Below are 22,298 nucleotides of genomic sequence, written 5' to 3'. Positions count from 1 at the left end.
CCCGTTTCCGGGGCTTTCGTTTCGATCGCGATTACATGCAGGCTTTGCAACCTGCAGCGATGGACAGCGAGTTGCTTTGTTGGTTGCCAACACCTGCGGCGTTGTTGAAGCCAGCGTTGCCGGAGAAGTTGTTGCCAACGTTGCTGACGGAAGCATTGTTGGTCACAGGGTTTTTCCAGCCGTCTGGAGTCATCACTTGTTGAGTGGTTACGCCAGCCAGACCGAAGACACCCACGGCTTCGAAGGTAGCTTTCTGATCTTTGCTACCGCCACTGCCGCCATGCCCTTTGTCGTTGTTGCCATAACCGCCACCGCTGTGACCGTGATCGTCATCTTTGATGGTAGCTTCACCCACGGCGCCGAACACGCCGACGGCAGCAACAGTGCCAGTGAGGGTATTGGTTTTGTAGGTCTGAGTACCGTAGTTGCCTACGTTAAGACCGGTAGAGCTTTGGTTGGCAGCTGCAGCAGCCTGGGCCACACGGCCACCGGATACGGCGATTGCCAGATTGTTTTTCTGTTGGTTGAAGTTGCCAGCGGCGTTGTTCACGCCAATGTTGCCGGAACCAGCGTTACCCACGTTGCTCATGCCGGCAGAGTTGGTCGTGGAGTAGTTTGCAACAGAGTTGCCGGTATTCATCTGAGTGGCGCTGGAAGCAGCGACAGCCGATCCGAAGATGAAGCTTTCATCTGCAGTGGCCAGAGCCGCAGCGTTGTCTTGTTGGTTACCGTCACCAGCGGCGTTGTTCATCCCCAGATTGCCGTTGGAGCCGTTGGCCGAGTTTTCAACACCAGCACTATTTTTTGTGCCTTGGTTGCCAACAACGTTGCCAGAGCTATTTTGCACGTCGAGTACTGCAGCACCGGCACCTGCGCCGATTTGCAGCAGTTCTTCGAGGGTTGGACCTTTTGGTGGAGGAGGCTGATGACCATGACCGCCGTTGTTACCATGATCGTTGCCGCCTGCCTGCGCCGCCATTGCCATTACTGCTGCAAGTGCGAAAACCAGTGGTTTGAGAGCCATTGTAGTTTTCATGGTGTTTCTCCGTGCTTAATTAGTTGGTTAAGTGTTGGTACTTTCTAATTGCACTGCTTTTGTTGTTTGGGTCAGTCAGCGACCCGGATGCTCAGGGTGTTAGCCATACGGTTCCCCACCCCGGCACTCTGGTTCACCTGGATTACCCCGCGGCTGCCGGTGAAGGCCTGATCACTTGTCGTGACCTGGCGACTGCCGGGTGAGGTACCAGTTGCTCCTGAGCTCGGTAAAAGCGCCACGTTCTGTTGCGAAAGGGCACTGTCGTCAACGCTCTGCGGGGCAGCACTGATGCTGACGCGCGTGACGTTGGCCATCTGGTTGTTGGCACCGGCGCCCTGGTTCACACCGAGGATCCCGTTGCCATTACTGAAAGAGTTGCCGCCAATGGTCGCGCTGGCATTCGTCGACGGGTTACCGGGTGTGTCGATGTGCTGGCGGACGATTGTGGTGGCGCTGGCCGAGGTGCCGATGGCAATGGCCTTGGTGTTGGTCTGTTGCATCTGGTCGCCGGCGGCCTGGTTGATGTTGTAGTTGCCGCGGTACTGGATGCCGGTGTCCTGAATGTTCGCGTTGTTCACTGAGCTGGGGTCGGCGGCCATGGCGCTGGCGCAACCGAAGAGGGCGAGCAGGAGCAGGGTGCGATTCATCTTATTGGCCTCCAGCCATGCGGGTCAGCGGAGCCAGGCCGGCGCCCATTGCGCGGTTGACGGTGTTGGAGATGGAGCTGCCACCGCCGCCGCCATGACCGACACTCATGCCGGGCAGACCGTTGGGATTGGTCAGTACATTGGTCCCCGGCAGGCTACCGGTAGCGGTCGACATACCGCCGCGAATCGACGAACCACTGGCCACGCTGGCGAAGTCACCGTCGTTGAGTTCGGTGCTGTTCATCGCCTGATTGATGCGGCCGGAAGCGTTGGCATTGACTGTGGTCGGGTAGGGGTCTTTGCCGCCGCTGCGACCGATGGGAATGGGTTGAACATCGCGATTGAGTACAATCACGCCGTTACCCTCTGCCTGCACGTTGAAGCTGATCAATGTGCTGGCTGCTGATCCGATCAGCAGAAGGCAGGTCAAACTTTTTTGGATGTTCCCCACGGCTGCAATTCCTTCTTCAGTGGGCTGGCCCTAGTCAGCGTTGTGAAGGAGAGAGCGAAAGCTGTGCCGCTTTTGAAATATCTTTAAATTTCAATTGCTTGGGGAATAGATGCGCAGGCCTGATACACCGCCTGTTTCATGGCTGATACACGCAGGGTGGCGTTGACCTGTCTATTGGCTGAATAAAGCTCTGGCACAAGGGTTTGCGCCAAGGTGTTTCAACCGCGTAACAACCGGCATGACAAAGCTGTGAACAGTGCTGAAACGGGCACTTTGCACGCGGGTGAGTGTTTCAGGATTGGACACTTTGTCCCCAAAACAGGGGAAATCGCGTGGGAAAGGAACCCTTTGACCGGGTCACTCAGCCAGCAGTTGCTCGACGGCGGCAAACGCCTGCGACTGGCGCTCGGCCCAATTGCCCTCGATGACCTGAAAGCGTTGATGGTGGTTTTCCAGCCAGTTCTGCGTGGCCTGGTAAAACGCCAGACGCTCGTCCAGATCCGGCTGGCAGCGCTGACCGTCATCGGTCCAGTCGATCTGCTCTGGCGAGAGTAAAAGGTGCAGGTCGTAATGCCGTGCCAACAATTCGGATTCCAGCCAGGCCGGGCAGTCACCGAACAGCGTCTGGCTCCAGAGCATATTGCTCAGCAAGTGCGTGTCGAGGATCAGCAGTGCAGGCTGTTGCGCCCGTGCCTGATCTTCCCATTGCAATTGGCCCCGGGCGATTTCCGGGATATCAGCCAGACAAGTGTCGCGGGGATTGAGTTCGATAAACCGACGCACGTATTCATCCACCCGCAAGCCGCCAAAGCGTTGTTGCAGGCCCGCCGCCAGCCAGCTCTTGCCGGTGGATTCGGGGCCGGTCAGGACCACAACCTTCATGTGCGCAACGCCGGGTCAGCACGCCATTCGCGAAAGCCCTGGATCGCCAGCAGAGTGAACAGCCCGTACAGCGCAGCGGTCAGGTACAGCCCCTTATAGATGAACAAGCCGACAAAGATCACATCCAGCACAAACCACAGTGCCCAGCATTGCAGGCGTTTCTGCGCCATCCACAGTTGCGCGACCAGGCTGAAACCGGTCAGCGCGGCATCGAGCCACGGTTGCGCGGCGTCGGTCCAGTGAGCCATGGCCGCACCGAGCAACAGGCTGCCGACCGCGCCAACGCCCAAGCCGATCAGGACCGAGCGTTGATCGAGGCGCGTGACCTCACGACCGTCATGCATCGTCCCGGCGCGGGTCCATTGCCACCAGCCATAGACTTGCAGCGCGGCGTAGATCACTTGCAGCAACATGTCCGAATACAGCTTCACTTCAAAGAAGATCCAGCTATAGAGCAACACCATGACCAGACCGATCGGCCAGCACCACGGATTCTGTTTGACCGTCAGCCACACGGCGATCACCCCGAGGGCGGCGGCAAACAGTTCAAGCCCGGACATGGGGGTTCCTTGGGGGAAATTGAGGAGGGGGCGGATTGTACTGCATTCGCCCAGACACTGAAGAACCCTGTGGGAGCGAGCTTGCTCGCGAAGGGGCCTGTGCAGTCGAAATCTTCTTTGACTGACCTGACGCTTTCGCGAGCAAGCTCGCTCCCACAGGTTTTGGGTCAGACGCGGAACTGGCGCAGGAGGGCGTTGAGTTGTTCGCTCAACTGGCCAAGCTTCAGGCTGGCCGCACTCGACTGTTCGGCAGCGATCGCCGTGCTATGCGAGAGGCCGGCCGCCTGAGTGACGTTCTGATTAATGTCCTCGACCACATGCGCCTGCTGCAACGTGGCGCTGGCAATCGAAGCGTTCAGGCCATTGAGATTACGCAGTGCCTGGCCAATCGCATTCAGACTCGCACCGGCCAACCCGGCTTGTTCGATGGTCAGTTGCGACGCCTTGCTGCTGTCGCCGATCACTTTCACAGCGGCTTCGGAATGGTTCTGCAGACGCTCGATCATCGACTGGATTTCCGCCGTCGACTTCTGCGTACGTTGCGCCAACAAGCGTACTTCATCCGCCACCACGGCAAACCCGCGACCTTGCTCCCCGGCCCGCGCCGCTTCAATCGCGGCATTAAGCGCGAGCAGGTTGGTCTGTTCGGCAATCGAACGGATCACCTCTAATACGCTGCCGATCTGCGTGCTTTCGGCAGCCAAGGTGCGAATCACTTCCACCGCTTGATCAATGGTGCCGGACAGCTTGTCTATCTGCTGCAAGCTGCCGTCGATATTGATCTGGCCCTGTTGCGCCTGCGCTTCGGCATCGCGCATTTCGGCGGCGGCGTGCTCGGCGTTCTTTGCCACGTCCTGCACGCCATAGGTCACTTCGTTGATCGCCGTGGCCACCAGTTCCATCTGCTGCGATTGCTGCTGGCTGCGTTGCTGCGCTTGCGAGGCGTCGTTGCCCAGTTCGCTGGACGACTGGCCCAAGGCGCTGGCCGACACCTGCAAATCACCGATCACCCGGCGCAGCTTGGCGGTGAAGGCGTTGAAGTGATGCGCCAGTTCAGTGACTTCATCTTTGCCATGGGTATCGAGGCTGCGGGTCAGGTCGCTTTCACCGCTGGCAATGTTGGCCATGGCGTTCACGGTTTCCTGCAATGGGCGGACGATGCTGCGCGCGATGAGGATCACCAACAGCGCCATGATCACGGCGATCACCAGGCCGATGACCGTAGCCTTGATCACTTGGCCCTGGAATTCCGCCTGCACGTCGTCGACGTAAACCCCGGAGCCGAGCACCCAGCCCCACGGCTCGAACAGTTTGACGTAGGAGGTCTTGGCCACCGGCTCACTGGCGCCGGGTTTCGGCCAACGGTAGTCGACCATGCCGGCGCCTTTGGACCTGGCGATGGCGACCATTTCGTTGAACACCGCAAAACCGTCCGGATCGCGGATCGCCGAGAGGTTCTGGCCTTCGAGTTTCGGGTTGGTCGGGTGCATGACCATCACGGGCGTGAGGTCGTTGATCCAGAAATAATCGCTCTGGTCGTAGCGCAGGCCACGAATCGCCGTCAGCGCCTGTTTCTGTGCCGCCTCTTTGCTCAGGGTGCCGGCGGTTTCGAGGTCGTGGTAGTAGGTGAGCAGGCCGCTGGCGGTCTGTACTACGTGCTGGGTTTTCTGGGCCTTGGCGTGGTAGAGATCGTCGTGGATCTGCTTGAGCATCAACACGCCCAAGGTCAGCAACATGACCACCGCCACAATCAAGATGAGCCACAAGCGTCGGCTGATCGACACACTGCGCAAGCTGTTCATAACGCTGTCACTCCGGATTCTTTTTCTTGTAATAAACGACCGCCAGCATCCAACCACGATTTCGTGAGCGGGCATACGCGACCCAAGTCGTATAACGCGGCAGCGCTAATAAGGCTTGTCTGTTAGGATTTCGGCCCCGCGCGTGAAAACCTGAATCCAAATTGATATTTCACGGAATTTTGACCGTTTCGTGTGGATCCTGTGCGTGCGGAATCGGTACAGCCATAAACAGCTACGCTGATCGCAGTGAACGCTAGAAAAATACTATCGGGGCATGCCGGCGCGCATCGCTCTTTGGGGGATTGATGGATCTTTGGACGGCCTTGCAGGCACTGATACTAGGAGTTGTAGAAGGGCTGACGGAGTTTTTGCCCATTTCCAGTACCGGACACCAGATCATTGTTGCCGACTTGCTCGATTTCGGCGGCGAACGGGCCATGGCGTTCAATATCATCATCCAGCTCGGCGCGATCCTCGCGGTGGTCTGGGAGTTTCGCCGCAAGATTTTCGATGTGGTCATCGGTTTGCCGACGCAGCCCAGTGCCCGTCGTTTCACCGCTAACCTGCTGATCGCGTTTCTGCCCGCCGTGGTGCTGGGCGTGATCTTTGCCGACCTGATCCACGAATACCTGTTCAATCCGATTACCGTTGCGACCGCGTTGGTGGTGGGTGGCATCATCATGTTGTGGGCGGAAAAGCGTCAGCATGCAGTGCACGCCGAAACAGTCGACGAGATCACTTGGAAAGATGCCTTGAAGGTTGGTTTCGCTCAGTGTCTGGCGATGATTCCCGGCACTTCGCGTTCCGGCTCGACGATCATTGGCGGGTTGTTGTTCGGCCTGTCGCGCAAGACTGCCACCGAGTTTTCCTTCTTCCTCGCGATGCCGACCATGGTCGGTGCGGCGGTCTACTCGGGCTATAAGTACCGCCATCTGTTTGTGCCGGCGGACTTCCCGGTGTTTGCCATCGGCTTTGTCACCGCGTTCATCTTCGCCATGATCGCCGTGCGCGGCTTGCTCAAGTTCATTGCCAGCCATAGTTATGCGGCATTTGCCTGGTATCGGATCGTTTTTGGTCTGGTCATTCTGGCGACGTGGCAGTTTGGCTGGATCGATTGGGCGGCGGCCAAGCCATGAGTGATTCCCGCGCACGCCGGCCCGAAGGGCGACCTTCGGGCGGCAACAACATCCAGCATCTGAAGCTGAAACTGCTGGTTCTGCTGATCGTCTGCGCGTTGCCGCTGTTCGGCTCGGTGTCGATGTGGTTGCGCGGGATTTCGTTGGTGCCGCTGACGGCTTACGGTGTTGTGAGTGTGTTGGCGTTCTTCATGTACTGGGCAGACAAGCGCAAGGCGCGCGCCGATGCCTGGCGCACACCCGAGAACATCCTTCATGCCGTGGAACTGGCGGGCGGTTGGCCGGGTGCATTAATCGCCCAGCAGGTGTTCCGGCACAAGACGCGTAAGGTCTCGTTTCAGATTCTGTTCTGGGTGATTGTCGTGTTGCATCAGGTGTTCTGGATCGATCAGTTGTTTCTTGGCTCGAACCTGCTGGCGCTGTTCTGAATACACCGCAATTCCCTATGTAGGAGTGAGCCTGCTCGCGATAGCGGAGTGTCAGCCAAAGAAATTCCAACTGACACTCCGCTATCGCGAGCAGGCTCACTCCTACAGGGATCGGGTTTACAGCAATAATCCGATTTGGGTCTTTTTCGGCAACTTGCTCACCACCAGTTGATGCGAGCGCTGCAACAACCCGCGTAACTCCTCAGCAGCCAGCGGGTAGGGCGGATGCATGATGATCCACTGCGCCCGCGCCAGATACGGCGCCGGGTGAATCCCCGGGCGGTCGCAATGGCCAAGAAACAAATCCTTGTCGACCTTGAACGCCAGTGAATCCCCACGCAGCCCCTGCAAGGCAAACATCTTGTTGCCGGCAATCGAAAACACTCGCACGCCGCCCCATTTGTAATCTTCCCGAGCGCCCGGCAATGCCAGGCAGAACGCCGCAACGTCGGCTTCGTTCATCTTTCCCTTGCTCATAACAACCGCTCCCCACAGGCATTGAACGACTCGACCAGATGATCGATCCACGCGCGCACCGCCGGCATCACCCCGCGTCGATGCGGATACACCGCTTGCAGCCAGCCGCCGGGCAGTGACCACTCCGGCAACATCTGCACCAGCGTGCCGTTTTCCAGCTCCGCCTCGCAATACATCATCGGCAACAGGGTAAACCCCTGACCGGCGAGGACGCAGGCCTTGCGTACGACAAAATCATCGATGCCCAGGCGAGCCTCCATGTTCAGTTCGAAACTGTGGCCCTGCTGATCGAGCAGGCGCACATGCACCATACGATCGGCCTCCAGCGCACCCAGTACGGGCAGATGCTTCAGGTCTTGCGGATGGTTGATCGTCTTGCCCTGTAAAAACGCCGGGCTGGCCACCACGACCATCTGCGCCTGACGCAGGCGTCGGGTCACCAGCAGCGGATCTTCGTCACCGTGCTCACGCACGCGCAACGCGACATCAAAGCCCTCACCGACCAGATCGACCCGGCGATTGAGCAGTACGACTTCCAGTTGCACCTGGGGGAATTTGCCAAGGAAATCGCTGATCACCCACGGCAACATTTCCCGGGCCAGACCCGTAGGGCAGGACACGCGCAGTCGCCCGCGCGGCTCGCTGGACATGCTCGCCACCGCTTCATCGGCCATTTCTGCTTCGAGGAGCATCGCCTGACAGTGGCGCAAGTAACGTTCGCCAACTGCAGTGAGATTGAGTTGCCGGGTGGTGCGTTGCAGCAAGCGCGCGCCAAGGCGTTCTTCAAGTTCGGCAATGCGCCGCGACAGCCGTGATTTGGGAATCCCGAGCAATCGCCCGGCCGCAGCAAAACCGCCGGCTTCGACGACTTTGGCGAAATAGTAGAGATCGTTGAGGTCTTGCATCAGGGATATCCGACTGTTCTATCAGTGGGACAAACTATCGCATTTCAGGCGGCTAATCATCCATTGGTTTCTTGCGTAGGATTGTCTCCATTCCGTCGCCACCGGCGATTCCTTCCAGGAGATTCCACATGAAACTGCTGCATATCGATTCGAGCATTCTGGGCGACAACTCGGCTTCCCGTCAGTTGAGCAGCGAAGTCGTCAAAGCCTGGCAAGTTGCCGAGCCAAGCGCCGTGGTGACCTACCGCGACCTGGCCGCCGACGCCATCAGCCACTTCTCGTCGACCACCCTGGTCGCCGCTGGCACCACCGCTGAGCTGCGTAACGCCGCACAACAGCACGAAGCCGAACTGAGCGCTTCGACCCTGGCCGAGTTCATCGCTGCGGACGCCGTTGTGATCGCGGCTCCGATGTACAACTTCACCGTACCGACCCAACTCAAGGCGTGGATCGACCGCGTTGCCGTCGCCGGTCAAACCTTCCGTTACACCGAAGCCGGCCCTGAAGGCCTGTGCGGCGGCAAGAAAGTGGTGATCGTTTCCACTTCCGGCGGCATTCATGCCGGTCAGGCCAGCGGCATCGCTCACGAAGAATATCTGAAGCTGGTACTTGGCTTCCTCGGCATCACCGACATCGAAATCGTCCGCGCCGAAGGCCTGGCGTATGGCGACGAAGTGCGTAACAACGCGATGACCGCTGCACAAGCGAAGATCAGCGAGCAACTGTTCGCCGCCGCGTAAGGCTTGCGTAAAGAACAGCTGATGTTCAGGTAACCCCCAAAAAACTCTGTATTCTGGTTCCGCAAGGGGCGAATGCGGAGTTTTTTGTTTCTGGCTGTTACATAATCTGGCCCGGGTTATGCAGTCACACAATCAGCGTCTGAGTGCATTGTCGTACCGGAACACCGAATCCCCGGGGTTTCAGGCCCGCAACGCAACGGAACTTTCGATTGAGTAACAACAGGGTGGGGCATCCCATGATGCGTCTTTGTGCAACGTTACTGATTTGCCTGCTCGGCAGCCTTAACACAGTGCATGCCGCGCCTGGGCGACACCCGGTCTGGAGCGTCGGTTATCACGAGATGACCTTCCTCGATCCGCTGGACCTGCAACCGATGCGCGCCATCGCCTTTTATCCCTCCAGCGATCGTGAACACCTGAGCCTGCTCGAGGGCTATTCGGTCGAAGCCGGGGAAGACACCAAAGTCGCCATCGGCCGCTTTCCGATGCTGATGCTGTCCCACGGCAACACCGGCACGCCGATGGCACTGCACGACCTGGCGACTTCGCTGGCGCGCAAAGGCTTTGTCGTGGTGGCGGTGATTCACCCCGGCGACAATTCCAAAGACCACAGCCGACTCGGCACTCTGAGCAATCTCTACGGGCGACCGATCCAGATTTCCGAAGCCATCACCGCAACCTTGGGCGATCGCATGCTTGCGCCGTACGTCAATGCGGATCAGGTAGGGGTGATCGGTTATTCCGCTGGCGGCGAGACCGCGTTGATCCTGTCTGGGGCGCAACCGGATCTCGATCGCCTGCGTCGGTATTGCCAAGAGCGCCCGGACGATCGTGATGCCTGTAACACCCAGGGTGAGTTGATCGTTGATCGGGATGATCTGCAACCGGTGGCCGATCCGCGCGTTCATGCGCTGCTGCTGATGGCGCCGCTGAGCCTCAAGTTCGGTCGTCACACCTTGGCTGACGTGCATGTGCCGGTGCTGCTCTACAGCGGTGATGGTGACAAACTGGTGGCCTTCGACAAGAACGCCGCCGCGCTGGCGCGCAAACTGCCGACGGCACCGGACTTCAAATTACTCGCCGGGGCAGGGCACTTCGTGTTTATGGCGCCGTGCAACGAAGAACAGATTCGCGCGATGCCGGCGCTGTGCACCGATGCTGATGGGGTGGATCGCGAAGACATTCACCGCAACCTGATCTCTGAGGCTGGACGGTTCTTCTCGCACACCTTGGGTAAACCGACCCGGGCCGGCATGCAGACCGCGGATCAATAGTCAGGTGCAGAACCCTTGTGGGAGCGAGCCTGCTCGCGAAAGCGTCATACCATTCAACATATTAGGTGACTGACACACCGCTATCGCGAGCAGGCTCACTCCTACAGGGGATCGCGGCGAACTTCAGGAAATCGCCCGGCGCTGCAGCAGCAAGGTCAGCCCCAATCCGATCACCGACAACAGCGCCGCGCTGAAGAAAATCCACGAATACCCCAGGTTCAACGCCACCGCGCCCATCAACGGCCCGGCAATCGCCAGCGCCAGATCGAAGAACACTGCATAAGCCCCCAACCCGGATCCTCGGCTGGAACTGGGCACCTGCTTGATCGCCTCGACACCCAGCGCCGGGTACACCAGCGACAAACCAAACCCTGCCAGTCCGGCACCGATCAAGGCGAATGCGGTCGACGGCGCCAGCCACAACATCACCAAGCCCAAGGTTTCGATGGTCATGCAGGCGATAGCGGACCTGAACCCGCCAAACCGACTGATCGCCGAGATAAACATCAGCCGTGACAGGATGAAGCACACGCCAAACACCGTCAGGCAGTACGCCGCGCCGGTCCAGCCACGGTTGAGGTAATAGAGGGTGATGAACGTCGTCAGCGTGCCGTAGCCGATCGAGGCCAGGGTCAGACTGGCGCCATACGGGGCGATCCGCCCGAACACCGCCCAGAACGGCAGGCGTTCGCCACGGATCACCGGCACCGAAGGCTTATTGCGAATCAGCACCAGCGCACCGGCCGCCAGCACGGCTAGCGCGATGCCGAGGCTGGTGAAGCCGTAATCGGCGACCATCACCACGCCCAGCGGCGCACCAATCGCAATCGCGCCATAGGAAGCGATGCCGTTCCAGCCAATCGATTTTGCCGTGTGTTCAACGCCGACCTGGCCCATGCACCAACTGATCGTACCGACACCGATCAAGCCCTGCGCGATGCCGAGCAGCAAGCGGCCGATGATCAGAATGATCAGGCTTGTCAGCGGCCAAGTCTGCAGCAGGGTGGAGAGCAGCGTCAGCAAGCCACTGAGGACAATTCCCCACAAGCCATAAATGATCGCCCGTTTCGTGCCGACCGTGTCCGACATGCGCCCGGCCATTGGCCGGCTGAGCAGGGTGGCCAGGTATTGCGAGCCAATCACCAGCCCGGCGATGACCGCGCTGAAACCCAGTTGCTCATGCACATAACCCGGCAACACCGCGATCGGCAGGCCGATGCAGAGGAACGCAATAAAGGTGTAGAACACGATGGAAACGATCTGCAGGGTGATCGCCATGGAGCTTTGCGGTGGCAGTTGCTGCGCAGACATGAGGACTCGTTCGCGGGCGGCGGTGGGAGAGTTCGCATCATGGCTTGGGTGTCAGATAAAAGAAAGCAGGCTAACTACTTTCCCAAAAGATTGATGTCGCAGCTACTGGCGTCTTCGCGAGCAAGCTCGCTCCCACAGGGGAATGTATTTCAAATGTGGGAGCGAGCTTGCTCGCGAAGGTCGCCGCACCAGCAAATTCCTCACCCTGAAATGCAAAAAGCCCCGTCACATGGACAGGGCTTTTCAGGTTGCAGCAGCGTTTTAGAACACCACACCCTGACTACGCAGGTAGTCATCGTAAGTGCCGCTGAAGTCAGTCACGCCATCCGGGCTCAGCTCGATGATGCGTGTGGCCAGGGACGATACGAACTCACGGTCGTGGCTGACGAAGATCAGCGTGCCCGGGTAGTTTTCCAGCGCCAGGTTCAGCGCCTCGATCGATTCCATGTCCAAGTGGTTGGTCGGTTCGTCCATGATCAGCACGTTCGGCTTTTGCAGGATCAGCTTGCCGAACAGCATGCGACCTTGCTCACCACCGGAAATCACTTTGACCGACTTGAGGATTTCGTCGTTGGAGAACAGCATGCGCCCCAAAGTGCCGCGAATCATCTGTTCGCCCTGGGTCCACTGACCCATCCAGTCGAACAGGGTGACGTCGTCTTCGAAGTCGTGCGCGTGATCCTGGGCGTAGTAGCCCAGTTCGGCGGCGTCGGTCCACTTGATGCTGCCGGCGTCCGGGGTCAGTTCGTTGACCAGAGTGCGCAGCAGGGTGGTTTTGCCGATACCGTTCGGGCCGATGATCGCCACGCGCTCGCCGGCTTCAACCTGGAAGCTGAAGTCTTTGAACAGTGGTTTGCCGTCGAAGCCTTTGGCCATTTTTTCGACGATGACCGCCTGGCGGTGCAGCTTTTTGTTCTGATCGAAGCGAATGAACGGGCTCACGCGACTCGAAGGCTTGACCTCGGCCAGCTGGATCTTGTCGATCGCCTTGGCGCGGGACGTGGCCTGCTTGGCTTTCGAGGCGTTGGCCGAGAAGCGGCTGACGAACGATTGCAGCTCGGAAATCTGCGCTTTCTTCTTGGCGTTGTCCGACAGCAGTTGCTCGCGGGACTGGGTCGCCACGGTCATGTACTCGTCGTAGTTGCCCGGGAACAGACGCAGCTCGCCGTAATCCAGGTCAGCCATGTGCGTGCACACGCTGTTCAGGAAGTGACGGTCGTGGGAGATGATGATCATCAGGCTGTTACGCTGGGTCAGCACGTTTTCCAGCCAGCGAATGGTGTTGATGTCCAGGTGGTTGGTCGGTTCGTCGAGCAACAGCACTTCCGGATCGGAGAACAGCGCCTGCGCCAGCAATACGCGCAGTTTCCAGCCTGGCGAAACTTCGCTCATCGGGCCGAAGTGCTGCTCGATGCCGATGCCCAGGCCCAGCAACAGTTCACCGGCGCGGGATTCGGCAGTGTAGCCGTCCATCTCGGCGAATTCGGTTTCCAGCTCGGCCACGGCCATGCCGTCTTCTTCGCTCATTTCCGGCAGCGAGTAGATGCGGTCGCGCTCGGCCTTGACCTTCCACAGCTCTTCGTGGCCCATGATCACGGTGTCGATCACGGTGAATTCTTCGTAGGCGAACTGGTCCTGGCGCAATTTACCCAGACGCACGTTCGGCTCGAGCATGACCTGACCGCCGGACGGGTCGAGGTCGCCGCCGAGGATTTTCATGAAGGTCGACTTGCCGCAACCGTTGGCGCCGATCAGACCGTAGCGGTTGCCCGCGCCGAATTTGACCGAAACGTTTTCGAAGAGCGGCTTGGCGCCGAACTGCATCGTGATGTTAGCTGTAGAGATCAAGAGTTTTTCCTGCGAAGCATTCTGAGTAGCGAGGGTGCGGCTGGAGCGCTTGGCCCGAGTCAAAGTGCGCTGAAGCGGGGAAGTCCCGTCATCAACCAAGGGGGGCGCGTAAAGTTTGGCGGCGATTGTACTGGTCTGGCTCTTTAAACGATAGGGCGATCACGCCAACATCGCCGATTGGCACCTGCGCGGGACAGTTTTTCACAGATGAAGGCTCACCCTCAGTTACAAACTGTGGCTAAAATGCCACCTTTCACCGAGCGTCCGGTTACGGCGCGGGCCAAGGACGAGCCATGTGTATTCAGACCTCTGCATAAGACGCTGGGCCTCAGGCCGCCAGGCGCGCAGTTTGTTCACTTCTGACGTGTGACGATTTCCGTGAAACTCATCATTGCTGTTATTTATGTCATTTCCATTGCATACGTTCATCTGCGTGGGCGTGTGCGACACAAACTCGGTCGACAACTGAGCGACCATTCGACGTTTCTTGCGCCGATCAACTGCTTCCTTTATCTGTTTTCGAAAAAACCGAACAAGCCGTACCTGGACCCGAGCGAATTTCCTGACTTGAGCCCGTTGCAGGCGCACTGGGAAGAAATCCGTGAAGAGGGGCAAAACCTGCTGCGTGCCGGCGAGATCAAGCGCTCCAATCAGTACGACGATGTCGGTTTCAACTCGTTCTTCAAAAGCGGCTGGAAGCGGTTTTATCTGAAGTGGTACGGCGAGAGCCATCCGTCGGCCATGAAGCTGTGCCCGCGCACCACCGAACTGGTGCAGAGCATTGGCTCGATCAAGGCCGCGATGTTTGCCGAGTTGCCCCCGGGTTCGAAACTGGTGCGTCACCGCGACCCGTATGCCGGTTCCTATCGCTATCACCTGGGCCTGGACACGCCGAACGATGCCGGCTGCTACATCAACGTCGACGGTGAGAACTACCATTGGCGCGATGGTGAAGCGGTGATGTTCGACGAGACGTTTATTCATTACGCCGAAAACACCACCGACAAGAACCGCATCATCCTGTTCTGCGATATTGAACGGCCGATGAAATACCGCTGGGCCGCCGCGTTCAACGCCTGGTTCAGCCGCACGGTGATGTCGGCGGCAGGCGCACCGAATGATGCCAGCGACCGCACGGGCGGGATCAACCGCTTGTTTACCCGAATCTACAAGATTCGTCTGCGTGGCAAAGAGCTGAAAAAGCGCAATCGCAAGCGTTACTACATGGAAAAGTGGGCGATCTTCGGTGGTTTGCTCGCGGTATTCATTCTGATCTGAATTCAAGACAAACGCTGCTGACGCCATCGCGAGCAGGCTCACTCCTACATTTGAAATGCGTTCCCTGTAGGAGTGAGCCTGCTCGTGATGACGGTCTCAAGGGCAACCAATCACTATCAGGAAGCCTTCTTGGTCTTCTTCGCCGGCGCAGATTTCGCCGTTTTCTCTGCTTTCGCTTTCGGCTTCGCCACCGCTTTCCCGCCCAGACTGCGTTTGAGCAGCTCGGTCAAGTCGATCACATCAGCGGTTTTACGCTCTTCCTCACCACCCACCGACTCAACATCCTCGATCTTGCCTTCATGGGCCTTTTTCTCGACCAGGGCCATGATCTTGTCTTCAAATTCATCCTTGTAGTCTTCGGGCTTCCAGTCGGCGCTCATGTCCTGCACCAGCCGTTTGGCCATGTCCAGTTCACCCTTGGCCAACTGCGGCTTGGTCACTTCGCTGCCCAGTTCGAGCTCATCGAGACCACGTACCTCCTGCGGCCAGCGCAACTTCACCAACACCAGCGCCGATTCCAGCGGCATTAACGCTGCGAGGTATTGGCGCGTATGCAAGACCACGCGGGCGAGGGCGACCTTGTTGGTTTTGCTCAGGGTTTCACGCAGTAACGCGTAGACCTTGCCACCGCGTTTGTCCGGCGCCAGGTAGTAGGGCGTGTCGATGTTTTGCAGGGGAATCTGATCGGCGTCGACAAACGAGAATATGTCGATGGTCTGCGTTGAAACAGGGTGTGCCGAGCGGATCTCTTCTTCGCTGAGCACCACATATCGGCCTTTTTCGTAGGCCACACCTTTGACAATGTGTTCCTTGGTAACTTCTTTGCCGGTGACCTTGTTTACCCGTTTATAGCCAACGGGGTCCATGCTGCGGCTGTCGAGCCAATCGAAATCCACGCCCTGCGACGAGGTCGCCGAGACCAGTGCGACAGGGATGTGCACCAGTCCGAAACTGATTGCGCCTTTCCAGATTGCCCGAGCCATGGTGAGTTCTCCGAGTGATGATCGGATGACCAGCGGCCACGACTGAAAGTTTCCCCGGGATGCGCGGGTTGCCAGCCACTTGGTCAAGCCGTGTTACATGTTGTTTAAGCCTGACGGGTTAACAAATCCGAACCCTCGGCGTAGCGTGGACTCGAAGGCTCTATCCCACGCCTATCGAGAGGCAGCGTCATGAACCGAATTCTGCTTGGCATCGTCGTCCTTGCCCTCAGTGGCGGGCTGGTTCATGCCGACGTGCTGTTGGCGCAAAGCCCCACTGGTAACAGCAATAACCCCTACAACAGCCCGATCCGCCGGGCCAATCCGAACAGCATGCAGGGCACTCAGCCCAGCGCTCCCCTCATTCGGGGGCCGAACACCGTACCAACGCCGCGCCAGCCTACGGTCGAGAACCGGGGCATTGGCAACGGCCAGCCGATCCGTTCGGTGCCGAGCACACCCCCCACGTTCATTCCCAACCCACCTTCGCGCGGCGGAGACAGCAATCGTTGAGCGGCAGGACTGAAGTTCTGTCGGCCCTTGAAACGAACAAAAGGAATCGTGCATGTTGCGTAAAACCCTTCTAGCCACACTGTGTGCTGGTGCGCTGATCAGTGCTCCGGCCTTTGCCGCCGCGCCCAAAGAGCTGCAAAGCGAACAGGGCACCCTCGAAGTCACGACCATCACCGCAGACCTTGAGCATCCATGGGCGCTGGCGTTTCTGCCGGATCGCCAAGGCATGCTGGTCACTGAGCGTCCCGGCAATCTGCGCGTGGTGGCGGCAGACGGCACGCTGTCGGCGCCGATCTCCGGTGTACCGCAGGTCTGGGCCAAGGGGCAGGGCGGGTTACTGGATGTCGCGCTGTCGCCGGACTTCAAACAGGATCGTCTGGTCTATCTGTCCTATGCCGAAGGCGGCGGAGCCGGCGACAAGGCTGGCACCGCCGTAGGGCGCGGGCGGCTTGCGGATGACCTGAAGACGTTGAAGGATTTCAAAGTGATCTTTCGCCAGGAGCCGAAGCTTTCGGTCGGCAATCACTTTGGCTCGCGGCTGGTGTTTGATCGCGACGGTTATCTGTTCATTACCTTGGGCGAGAACAACGACCGGCCGACTGCGCAGGATCTCGACAAGCTGCAAGGCAAGGTCGTGCGCATCTACCCCGACGGCAAGGTGCCGGACGACAACCCCTTTGTCGGCCAGTCCGGCGTTCGCCCGGAAATCTGGGCCTACGGCGTGCGCAATCCGCAGGGCGCGGCGCTCAATCCATGGACTGGCACGGTATGGGAGAACGAGCACGGCCCGCGCGGTGGCGACGAAGTGAACATCATCGAACGCGGCAAGAACTATGGCTGGCCACTGGCGACTCACGGCATCAATTACTCGATGCAGCCGATTCCGGAAGCCCAGGGCAAAACGGCCGAAGGCACCGTCGCGCCGCATCATGTGTGGGAGAAATCGCCGGGCGTTACCGGCATGACGTTTTACGATGCCGATCGCTTTAAACCGTGGCAACACAATGCGTTTATCGGGGCACTGGTGAGTCAAGAACTGATCCGCTTGCAGTTCGATGGCGACAAGGTCGTGCATGAGGAGCGTTTGCTCGGCGAACTCAAGCAGCGGATTCGTGATGTGCGGCAAGGGCCGGATGGTTATTTGTATGTGCTGACGGATGAAGAGAACGGCTCGCTATACAAAGTTGGCCTGAAGCCGACACCTTGACGGGTAGGCCCCTGTAGGGGCTGCCGCAGGCTGCGATTTTTTGATCTTGATCTTCACAACAAAATCAAAAGATCGCAGCCTTCGGCAGCTCCTACATGTGGAGGCTTACGTTTCGCGGGAATACAACACCACCGCCGCACGCAATTTACCCCGGCCAAACCGGCACATCTTTTCGAACTCGCCATGACTCACCGGCACATGCTGGCAATCCATGGGTTGTCGATGCTGGCTGTGATCGACATCCGGGTCATGCAGGTAAACGAAATCCTCGTCGCAATCGGTGACGATCACCCAATGCGGCGACTTCGAGCGGGTCAGTCGATAGCTGCTGATCAACACCAGTGGCTGCCCTCCGGCATCCAGCAAACGCGGCAGATCCAGCGACGCACCGATCACACACTCGACATCGGTCTCCTGCAATTGCGCCGTGAACTCTTCGTGTACAAGGCGCATGACGTCTTTTTTATGCGCATCCCGCACTCCATCGAGGAATAACGGCCCGCTCATGCTCAGCGCCATACGCACGCGAAACCCCCGACGCCACGCCGCCAACGCCAATCCCTGCGGGCTGCAACCGCCATGGCCGGAGGTCATGAACACCGTCGTCGCTTCCCGCCAGACTTGCAACTCTTCCCGACGCTCCAGCAAACGCTCCGACTGCAATGCGCCCATGGCCATCAACAGGCACGCCGGGCCACAGGTGAAATCGGTGGTTTGCGGGTAGTAAGGCACCTTGATGCTGCGCGAGTCGCGGTGCTGGAGAATGCGTTTCTCCAGGCGCAGCGCGTCGGCGTGGTCTTCGTAGTAATCGTGAATCAGTGCAAAGCGCCGGTAGCCATTGCGTTCATACAGGGCAATGGCCGCAGGGTTGTCGATGCGCACCTCCAGCCGCAGATAGGCACAATCATGCTCCAGCGCCATCGCTTCGATGCGTTGCAGCAGTTGCTTGCTCAGACCGGTTCCTCGCGCTTCAACGGCCAGTGCAATGGAATACAGCCGCGCGAGCGAAGTGCCGCGATGAAACAACACCAACGCATAACCCAACAATTGACCGTCGCACTCCGCCACCAGCAACTGCCCGTGAGCACGGGTGATCATCCACTGAAAGCTGCGACTGGTGAGCCGGTCTGTGGTGAAACATTGCATTTCCAGTGCCAGCAGCGCCGGCAAGTCTTCAACTACCGCCAAACGAAAAACAGCCTTCATATGACCACCGTAAAAGTTGCGTAACGAAACGAGACTTTCAAAAAACTTCGTGCTTAATAGAAAAGGTCTTGTTCTCCAACGGATCAATCTCTATGTCAGCGGTACAGGGTCATTGGCGCGAAGTATCCGAGCAAAGTTTGCCGGCGGCAACTTATTTAAGTTCGGCGATTAGGGCATCCAGCCAAGTGTTGATTATTGTCGAGCGCAAGGAAGACTGGGCTTCATACTTCCCCAGTGAAGACATCCTGACGGCGCAGGAATACCTCGAGCACAGCTGTGACAGCGAGCGGGGCAAGCGTGTGCAGGTGATCAATCTGTGCCGCAGCTACAAGTATCTCGGTCATGGCTACTACTGTTCACTGCTGGCCGAAGCGCGGGGGCACAAGGTGATTCCCTCCGTGCGCACCATCAGCGAACTGACGAAAAAATCACTGTATGGCCTGGCGCTGGATGACCTCGATAAAACGCTCGAGAAAGCCCTCAGTCATCATCTCTACAGTGATACCGAAGGATTTACCCTGACCCTGTATTTCGGTCGGACACATATCGAACCATTACAGGATCTGGCGCGGCAATTGTTTGAAGTGTTTCCCTGCCCGATATTGTTAGTTGAGTTCCGTCGAACTAATGGTTGGCACATCGAAGGTATAAAGTCCGGCGCTCTGCACAAGTTGCGCGATGATCAGGAAGATCAGTTCGCCAACGCGCTGGACGGGTTCAGCCGTAAAGTCTGGCGGGTGCCGCGCTCGCCGCAAGTGGCGCGCTATGACCTGGCGATATTGCACGATCCGCAGGAGGCGTTGCCGCCATCCAACGCCAAGGCACTGGCGAATTTCGTCCGGGTCGGCAAAGGCATGGGCATCGACGTCGAACTGATTGAACGCAAGGATTACGCGCGTCTGGCCGAGTACGACGGCTTGCTGATCCGCGAGACCACCAGCGTTGACAACCACACTTATCGCTTCGCCAAGAAGGCCGAAAGTGAAGGATTGGTGGTGATGGATGACCCGACATCGATTCTGCGCTGCACCAACAAGGTCTACCTGACTGATTTGCTCAATAGCCATCAACTGGGCATGCCCGCCACCGAAATCCTCTACAAGGAGCGACCCGAAGACTTCGAGCGTGTGGGGGAGCGCCTTGGCTTTCCGCTGGTATTGAAGATCCCTGACGGCTGTTTTTCCCGTGGTGTGATCAAGGTCGAAAGCCAGCAGGCGTTGCTTGAGGCGACCGCCGAACTGTTCGAACACTCGGTGTTGCTGCTGGCGCAGGAGTTTTTCTACACCGAATACGACTGGCGCATTGGTGTGCTCAACCGCAAACCGATCTTCGCCTGCCAGTACTTTATGTCCAAGGGCCACTGGCAAATCTACAATCACAAAGCCAAGGGTCAGGACGTCAACGGCGAATGCCGGACCATGGCGATCCACGAGGCGCCGCGGGCGGTAGTGGAACTCGCGGTGAAGACCGCTAACCTCATCGGCGACGGTCTCTACGGCGTCGATCTGAAACAGGCCGGCGACAAGGTGGTGGTGATCGAAGTCAACGACAACCCCAACCTCGACGCCGGCATCGAAGACGCCTATTTGCACGACGATCTGTACGCACTGGTGCTGGAGGAGTTCGTGCGCCGCCTGGAGCTGAAGCGTCGCGGTCAGGCGTGGTGAGGCGCCGATGATCAACAGCTTTGCACTGAGCCACGGCGCCCTGCAGCGGGTCGAGCGACTGGATGCCGAGGTGATGCTGTTCAGCAACCCCGATGCTGCCGAACGCGACTTGCTGCACAGTCATTTCAAGGTCGATGAGCATGCACTGGCGTCAGCGCTGGACCCGGACGAGGTGTCGCGCATCGAGTTCCATCCCGACCATTTGTTCCTGATCTGGAAACGCCCGGAAAACTATTCCGGCGGTGGCAGTCTGGCGTTTGAAGTGTCGTCCTGCGGATTGCTGTTTGCGCCCGGGCAACTGCTGGTGATCGCCACCGACGACACGCCGCTGCACGGCCTCGGCACCCGCCAGCCGTTGAACACGCCGCTGGATGTGTTGCTCGACTTGCTGTTCAACAACATCCATCACTACCTCGGGCACTTGAAGGTGATCAAACTGGTCGCCCGCGAACTGCAGCAGAAATTCAACGCCTCGATGCAAAACCAGCATCTGGTGCAGATGTTCAACCTCAGCGAAAGCCTGATCTATTACATCAACGCGTTGCACAGCAACGGCGCGGTCCTCACGCGCCTGCGCAACCATGCCGAGAAGCAGCATTTCGCCAGTGAAGCGCTTGGCCTGATTGACGACCTGATCATCGAGAACAACCAGTGCTACAAGCAGGCGGAAATCTACTCGACGGTGTTTTCCGGGCTGATCGACGCGCGCGGCAATCTGATGAACAACAGCATGAACAACCTGCTGCGCAAGCTGACCTTGATCAACGTGGTGTTTCTGCCGTTGAACCTGATTGCGAGTATTGGCGGCATGTCGGAATTCAGCATGATGACGGCGGGGACGCCGTGGTGGATTTCCTATCCGCTGTTTCTGGCGGCGATGTTGCTGGGGGCGGGGGGGATGTTGTTTGGGTTGCGGCGTTTGGCCAGATGATTTGTAGTGACTGATCGGACGTCTTCGCGAGCAGGCTCGCTCCCACAGTGGGAATGCATTTCAACAGGGTGGGAGCGAGCCTGCTCGCGAAGAAGCCGGCACAGGCAAAGTAAAACTCAGGACAGTCCCGCATTTGGCCGAACCGCCACTGTGATGCCTTGTTATAGTTCGGGCCTCATTTTCTGCCCGGTAAAGGATCACTGCCATGACTCAATACTCCGCCTTCAGTGTCGAACTGGCCGACAACATCGCCCATGTGCAGATCAATCGCCCGGAAAAGATCAACGCGATGAACGCGGCGTTCTGGAGCGAGATCGTCGAGATCTTCCAGTGGATCGACGACACCGACGAAGTGCGCGTGGTGGTCCTCAGTGGCAACGGTAAACACTTTTCCTCCGGCATTGATCTGATGATGCTCGCCGGCGTCGCCAATGAACTGGGCAAGGACGTTGGCCGCAACGCGCGCCTGCTGCGCCGCAAGATCCTCACCCTGCAAGCCTCGTTCAACGCCGTCGACAACTGCCGCAAACCGGTGCTTGCCGCCATTCAGGGGTATTGCCTCGGTGGTGCGATTGACCTGATCGCGGCCTGCGACATGCGTTACGCCGCTGAAGACGCCCAATTCTCGATCAAGGAAATCGATATCGGCATGGCCGCCGATGTTGGCACTTTGCAACGGTTGCCACGGATCATCGGTGACGGCATGCTGCGTGAACTGGCTTACACCGGTCGCACTTTCGGCGCTGACGAGGCGCGCAGCATTGGCCTGGTCAACCGCGTCTACAGCGACAAGGACGCGCTGCTCGAAGGCGTGTTGGACATCGCTCGCGAGATCGCTGCGAAGTCGCCGATCGCGGTTACCGGTACCAAGGAAATGATCAGCTACATGCGCGACCATCGTATCGACGACGGTCTCGAATACGTTGCCACCTGGAACGCCGCCATGTTGCAATCCACCGACTTGCGCGTGGCCATGGCCGCCCATATGAGCAAACAGAAACCCGAATTTCTGGACTGAG

Annotated in this window: 22 protein-coding genes; 10 read left to right on the top strand and 12 right to left on the bottom strand. The window is 58.6% G+C overall.

What is annotated here, in order from left to right; all coding sequences use genetic code 11:
- Positions 1-31 precede the first annotated feature (31 nt).
- The 6 genes from fapC to HU754_RS15590 form a co-directional block, all read right to left on the bottom strand.
- Positions 32-1,036, bottom strand: a complete 1,005-nt coding sequence (fapC, locus tag HU754_RS15615) for an amyloid-like fimbrin subunit FapC (protein WP_186623306.1) — start codon at positions 1,034-1,036, stop codon at positions 32-34.
- A gap of 71 nt (positions 1,037-1,107) precedes the next feature.
- Positions 1,108-1,683, bottom strand: a complete 576-nt coding sequence (gene fapB, locus HU754_RS15610) for a fibril amyloid subunit FapB (protein ID WP_186623305.1) — start codon at positions 1,681-1,683, stop codon at positions 1,108-1,110.
- A gap of 1 nt (position 1,684) precedes the next feature.
- A complete protein-coding gene (gene fapA, locus HU754_RS15605) occupies positions 1,685-2,134 on the bottom strand; it encodes a functional amyloid chaperone FapA (RefSeq protein ID WP_186623304.1) in 450 nt (149 codons plus the stop codon).
- A gap of 357 nt (positions 2,135-2,491) precedes the next feature.
- Positions 2,492-3,016 carry an AAA family ATPase gene (locus HU754_RS15600; RefSeq protein ID WP_186623303.1) on the bottom strand — a complete coding sequence of 175 codons (525 nt, stop codon included), beginning with the start codon at positions 3,014-3,016 and terminating at the stop codon, positions 2,492-2,494.
- A complete protein-coding gene (gene pnuC / locus HU754_RS15595) occupies positions 3,013-3,576 on the bottom strand; it encodes a nicotinamide riboside transporter PnuC (protein WP_099759084.1) in 564 nt (187 codons plus the stop codon). The genes HU754_RS15600 and pnuC overlap by 4 nt, the downstream gene beginning before the upstream one ends.
- 167 nt (positions 3,577-3,743) lie before the next feature.
- Positions 3,744-5,378, bottom strand: coding sequence for a methyl-accepting chemotaxis protein (locus HU754_RS15590; RefSeq protein WP_095048866.1), 1,635 nt, complete (start codon positions 5,376-5,378; stop codon positions 3,744-3,746).
- Positions 5,379-5,683: 305 nt separating this feature from the next.
- Here HU754_RS15590 and HU754_RS15585 point away from each other — a divergent pair, with 305 nt between their 5' ends.
- Both HU754_RS15585 and HU754_RS15580 read left to right on the top strand, forming a co-directional pair.
- Entirely contained in the window at positions 5,684-6,514 is an 831-nt protein-coding gene (locus tag HU754_RS15585; protein WP_186623302.1) for an undecaprenyl-diphosphate phosphatase, read from the top strand.
- Positions 6,511-6,942, top strand: a complete 432-nt coding sequence (locus HU754_RS15580) for a DUF1294 domain-containing protein (protein ID WP_186623301.1) — start codon at positions 6,511-6,513, stop codon at positions 6,940-6,942. The genes HU754_RS15585 and HU754_RS15580 overlap by 4 nt, the downstream gene beginning before the upstream one ends.
- A gap of 117 nt (positions 6,943-7,059) precedes the next feature.
- Here HU754_RS15580 and HU754_RS15575 read toward each other — a convergent pair whose 3' ends face one another.
- Both HU754_RS15575 and HU754_RS15570 read right to left on the bottom strand, forming a co-directional pair.
- Positions 7,060-7,419 carry an MmcQ/YjbR family DNA-binding protein gene (locus HU754_RS15575; protein ID WP_186623297.1) on the bottom strand — a complete coding sequence of 120 codons (360 nt, stop codon included), beginning with the start codon at positions 7,417-7,419 and terminating at the stop codon, positions 7,060-7,062.
- The gene (locus tag HU754_RS15570) at positions 7,416-8,324 is read right to left on the bottom strand and encodes a LysR substrate-binding domain-containing protein (protein ID WP_093432790.1); all 909 of its coding nucleotides are present in this window, start codon (positions 8,322-8,324) and stop codon (positions 7,416-7,418) included. The genes HU754_RS15575 and HU754_RS15570 overlap by 4 nt, the downstream gene beginning before the upstream one ends.
- A gap of 128 nt (positions 8,325-8,452) precedes the next feature.
- Here HU754_RS15570 and HU754_RS15565 point away from each other — a divergent pair, with 128 nt between their 5' ends.
- Together HU754_RS15565 and HU754_RS15560 are read left to right on the top strand one after the other, a co-directional pair.
- A complete protein-coding gene (locus HU754_RS15565) occupies positions 8,453-9,064 on the top strand; it encodes an FMN-dependent NADH-azoreductase (RefSeq protein WP_095048870.1) in 612 nt (203 codons plus the stop codon).
- 236 nt (positions 9,065-9,300) lie between these two features.
- The gene (locus HU754_RS15560) at positions 9,301-10,338 is read left to right on the top strand and encodes an alpha/beta hydrolase family protein (protein ID WP_186623296.1); all 1,038 of its coding nucleotides are present in this window, start codon (positions 9,301-9,303) and stop codon (positions 10,336-10,338) included.
- Between the two features lie 123 nt (positions 10,339-10,461).
- Here HU754_RS15560 and HU754_RS15555 read toward each other — a convergent pair whose 3' ends face one another.
- Positions 10,462-11,649 (bottom strand): MFS transporter, encoded by a 1,188-nt coding sequence (locus HU754_RS15555; protein ID WP_186623295.1) that lies wholly within the window; start codon positions 11,647-11,649, stop codon positions 10,462-10,464.
- 261 nt (positions 11,650-11,910) lie between these two features.
- On the bottom strand, positions 11,911-13,497 hold the full coding sequence (locus HU754_RS15550) for an ABC-F family ATPase (RefSeq protein ID WP_007914779.1): 1,587 nt from the start codon (positions 13,495-13,497) through the stop codon (positions 11,911-11,913).
- Positions 13,498-13,875: 378 nt separating this feature from the next.
- On the opposite strand from HU754_RS15550, the gene lpxO reads away from it, so the two are divergent.
- Positions 13,876-14,775, top strand: coding sequence for a lipid A hydroxylase LpxO (gene lpxO, locus HU754_RS15545; RefSeq protein ID WP_186623294.1), 900 nt, complete (start codon positions 13,876-13,878; stop codon positions 14,773-14,775).
- A 116-nt stretch (positions 14,776-14,891) separates the two neighbouring features.
- Here the strand turns inward: lpxO and ku are convergent, their stop codons facing one another.
- On the bottom strand, positions 14,892-15,758 hold the full coding sequence (gene ku, locus HU754_RS15540; RefSeq protein ID WP_116256212.1) for a non-homologous end joining protein Ku: 867 nt from the start codon (positions 15,756-15,758) through the stop codon (positions 14,892-14,894).
- Between the two features lie 189 nt (positions 15,759-15,947).
- Between ku and HU754_RS15535 the strand changes: the two genes are divergently transcribed.
- Positions 15,948-16,268: a hypothetical protein gene (locus tag HU754_RS15535; RefSeq protein WP_186623287.1), complete on the top strand. Its 321-nt coding sequence runs from the start codon at positions 15,948-15,950 to the stop codon at positions 16,266-16,268.
- A 52-nt stretch (positions 16,269-16,320) separates the two neighbouring features.
- Entirely contained in the window at positions 16,321-17,475 is a 1,155-nt protein-coding gene (locus tag HU754_RS15530; protein WP_186623285.1) for a PQQ-dependent sugar dehydrogenase, read from the top strand.
- 105 nt (positions 17,476-17,580) lie between these two features.
- Here HU754_RS15530 and HU754_RS15525 read toward each other — a convergent pair whose 3' ends face one another.
- Positions 17,581-18,681 carry a peptidase C39 family protein gene (locus HU754_RS15525; protein ID WP_186623284.1) on the bottom strand — a complete coding sequence of 367 codons (1,101 nt, stop codon included), beginning with the start codon at positions 18,679-18,681 and terminating at the stop codon, positions 17,581-17,583.
- 92 nt (positions 18,682-18,773) lie between these two features.
- Between HU754_RS15525 and HU754_RS15520 the strand changes: the two genes are divergently transcribed.
- From HU754_RS15520 to HU754_RS15510, 3 genes are all read left to right on the top strand, one after another.
- Positions 18,774-20,348, top strand: a complete 1,575-nt coding sequence (locus HU754_RS15520) for a RimK family ATP-grasp domain-containing protein (protein ID WP_225919908.1) — start codon at positions 18,774-18,776, stop codon at positions 20,346-20,348.
- 7 nt (positions 20,349-20,355) lie between these two features.
- Positions 20,356-21,279 (top strand): magnesium transporter CorA family protein, encoded by a 924-nt coding sequence (locus HU754_RS15515; protein ID WP_186623283.1) that lies wholly within the window; start codon positions 20,356-20,358, stop codon positions 21,277-21,279.
- Positions 21,280-21,484: 205 nt separating this feature from the next.
- On the top strand, positions 21,485-22,297 hold the full coding sequence (locus tag HU754_RS15510) for a crotonase/enoyl-CoA hydratase family protein (protein ID WP_186623282.1): 813 nt from the start codon (positions 21,485-21,487) through the stop codon (positions 22,295-22,297).
- Position 22,298 lies beyond the last annotated feature (1 nt).

Source organism: Pseudomonas zeae (assembly GCF_014268485.2).
Lineage (GTDB): Bacteria > Pseudomonadota > Gammaproteobacteria > Pseudomonadales > Pseudomonadaceae > Aquipseudomonas > Aquipseudomonas neuropathica.
Note: the sequence above shows the minus strand (reverse complement) of the source record. Positions and strands in the feature narration are given on the sequence as shown.

Excerpts from the sequence above, each read along its gene's own strand:
- HU754_RS15515 (WP_186623283.1), top strand. The coding sequence starts at position 20,356 with ATGATCAACAGCTTTGCACTGAGCCACGGCGCCCTGCAGCGGGTCGAG.
- HU754_RS15570 (WP_093432790.1), bottom strand. The coding sequence starts at position 8,324 with ATGCAAGACCTCAACGATCTCTACTATTTCGCCAAAGTCGTCGAAGCC.
- HU754_RS15520 (WP_225919908.1), top strand. The coding sequence starts at position 18,774 with ATGTCAGCGGTACAGGGTCATTGGCGCGAAGTATCCGAGCAAAGTTTG.
- HU754_RS15575 (WP_186623297.1), bottom strand. The coding sequence starts at position 7,419 with ATGAGCAAGGGAAAGATGAACGAAGCCGACGTTGCGGCGTTCTGCCTG.
- HU754_RS15585 (WP_186623302.1), top strand. The coding sequence starts at position 5,684 with ATGGATCTTTGGACGGCCTTGCAGGCACTGATACTAGGAGTTGTAGAA.
- ku (WP_116256212.1), bottom strand. The coding sequence starts at position 15,758 with ATGGCTCGGGCAATCTGGAAAGGCGCAATCAGTTTCGGACTGGTGCAC.
- HU754_RS15565 (WP_095048870.1), top strand. The coding sequence starts at position 8,453 with ATGAAACTGCTGCATATCGATTCGAGCATTCTGGGCGACAACTCGGCT.
- HU754_RS15590 (WP_095048866.1), bottom strand. The coding sequence starts at position 5,378 with ATGAACAGCTTGCGCAGTGTGTCGATCAGCCGACGCTTGTGGCTCATC.
- fapC (WP_186623306.1), bottom strand. The coding sequence starts at position 1,036 with ATGAAAACTACAATGGCTCTCAAACCACTGGTTTTCGCACTTGCAGCA.
- HU754_RS15525 (WP_186623284.1), bottom strand. The coding sequence starts at position 18,681 with ATGAAGGCTGTTTTTCGTTTGGCGGTAGTTGAAGACTTGCCGGCGCTG.
- HU754_RS15560 (WP_186623296.1), top strand. The coding sequence starts at position 9,301 with ATGATGCGTCTTTGTGCAACGTTACTGATTTGCCTGCTCGGCAGCCTT.
- HU754_RS15580 (WP_186623301.1), top strand. The coding sequence starts at position 6,511 with ATGAGTGATTCCCGCGCACGCCGGCCCGAAGGGCGACCTTCGGGCGGC.
- fapB (WP_186623305.1), bottom strand. The coding sequence starts at position 1,683 with ATGAATCGCACCCTGCTCCTGCTCGCCCTCTTCGGTTGCGCCAGCGCC.
- HU754_RS15600 (WP_186623303.1), bottom strand. The coding sequence starts at position 3,016 with ATGAAGGTTGTGGTCCTGACCGGCCCCGAATCCACCGGCAAGAGCTGG.
- HU754_RS15530 (WP_186623285.1), top strand. The coding sequence starts at position 16,321 with ATGTTGCGTAAAACCCTTCTAGCCACACTGTGTGCTGGTGCGCTGATC.
- HU754_RS15510 (WP_186623282.1), top strand. The coding sequence starts at position 21,485 with ATGACTCAATACTCCGCCTTCAGTGTCGAACTGGCCGACAACATCGCC.
- HU754_RS15555 (WP_186623295.1), bottom strand. The coding sequence starts at position 11,649 with ATGTCTGCGCAGCAACTGCCACCGCAAAGCTCCATGGCGATCACCCTG.
- pnuC (WP_099759084.1), bottom strand. The coding sequence starts at position 3,576 with ATGTCCGGGCTTGAACTGTTTGCCGCCGCCCTCGGGGTGATCGCCGTG.
- HU754_RS15535 (WP_186623287.1), top strand. The coding sequence starts at position 15,948 with ATGAACCGAATTCTGCTTGGCATCGTCGTCCTTGCCCTCAGTGGCGGG.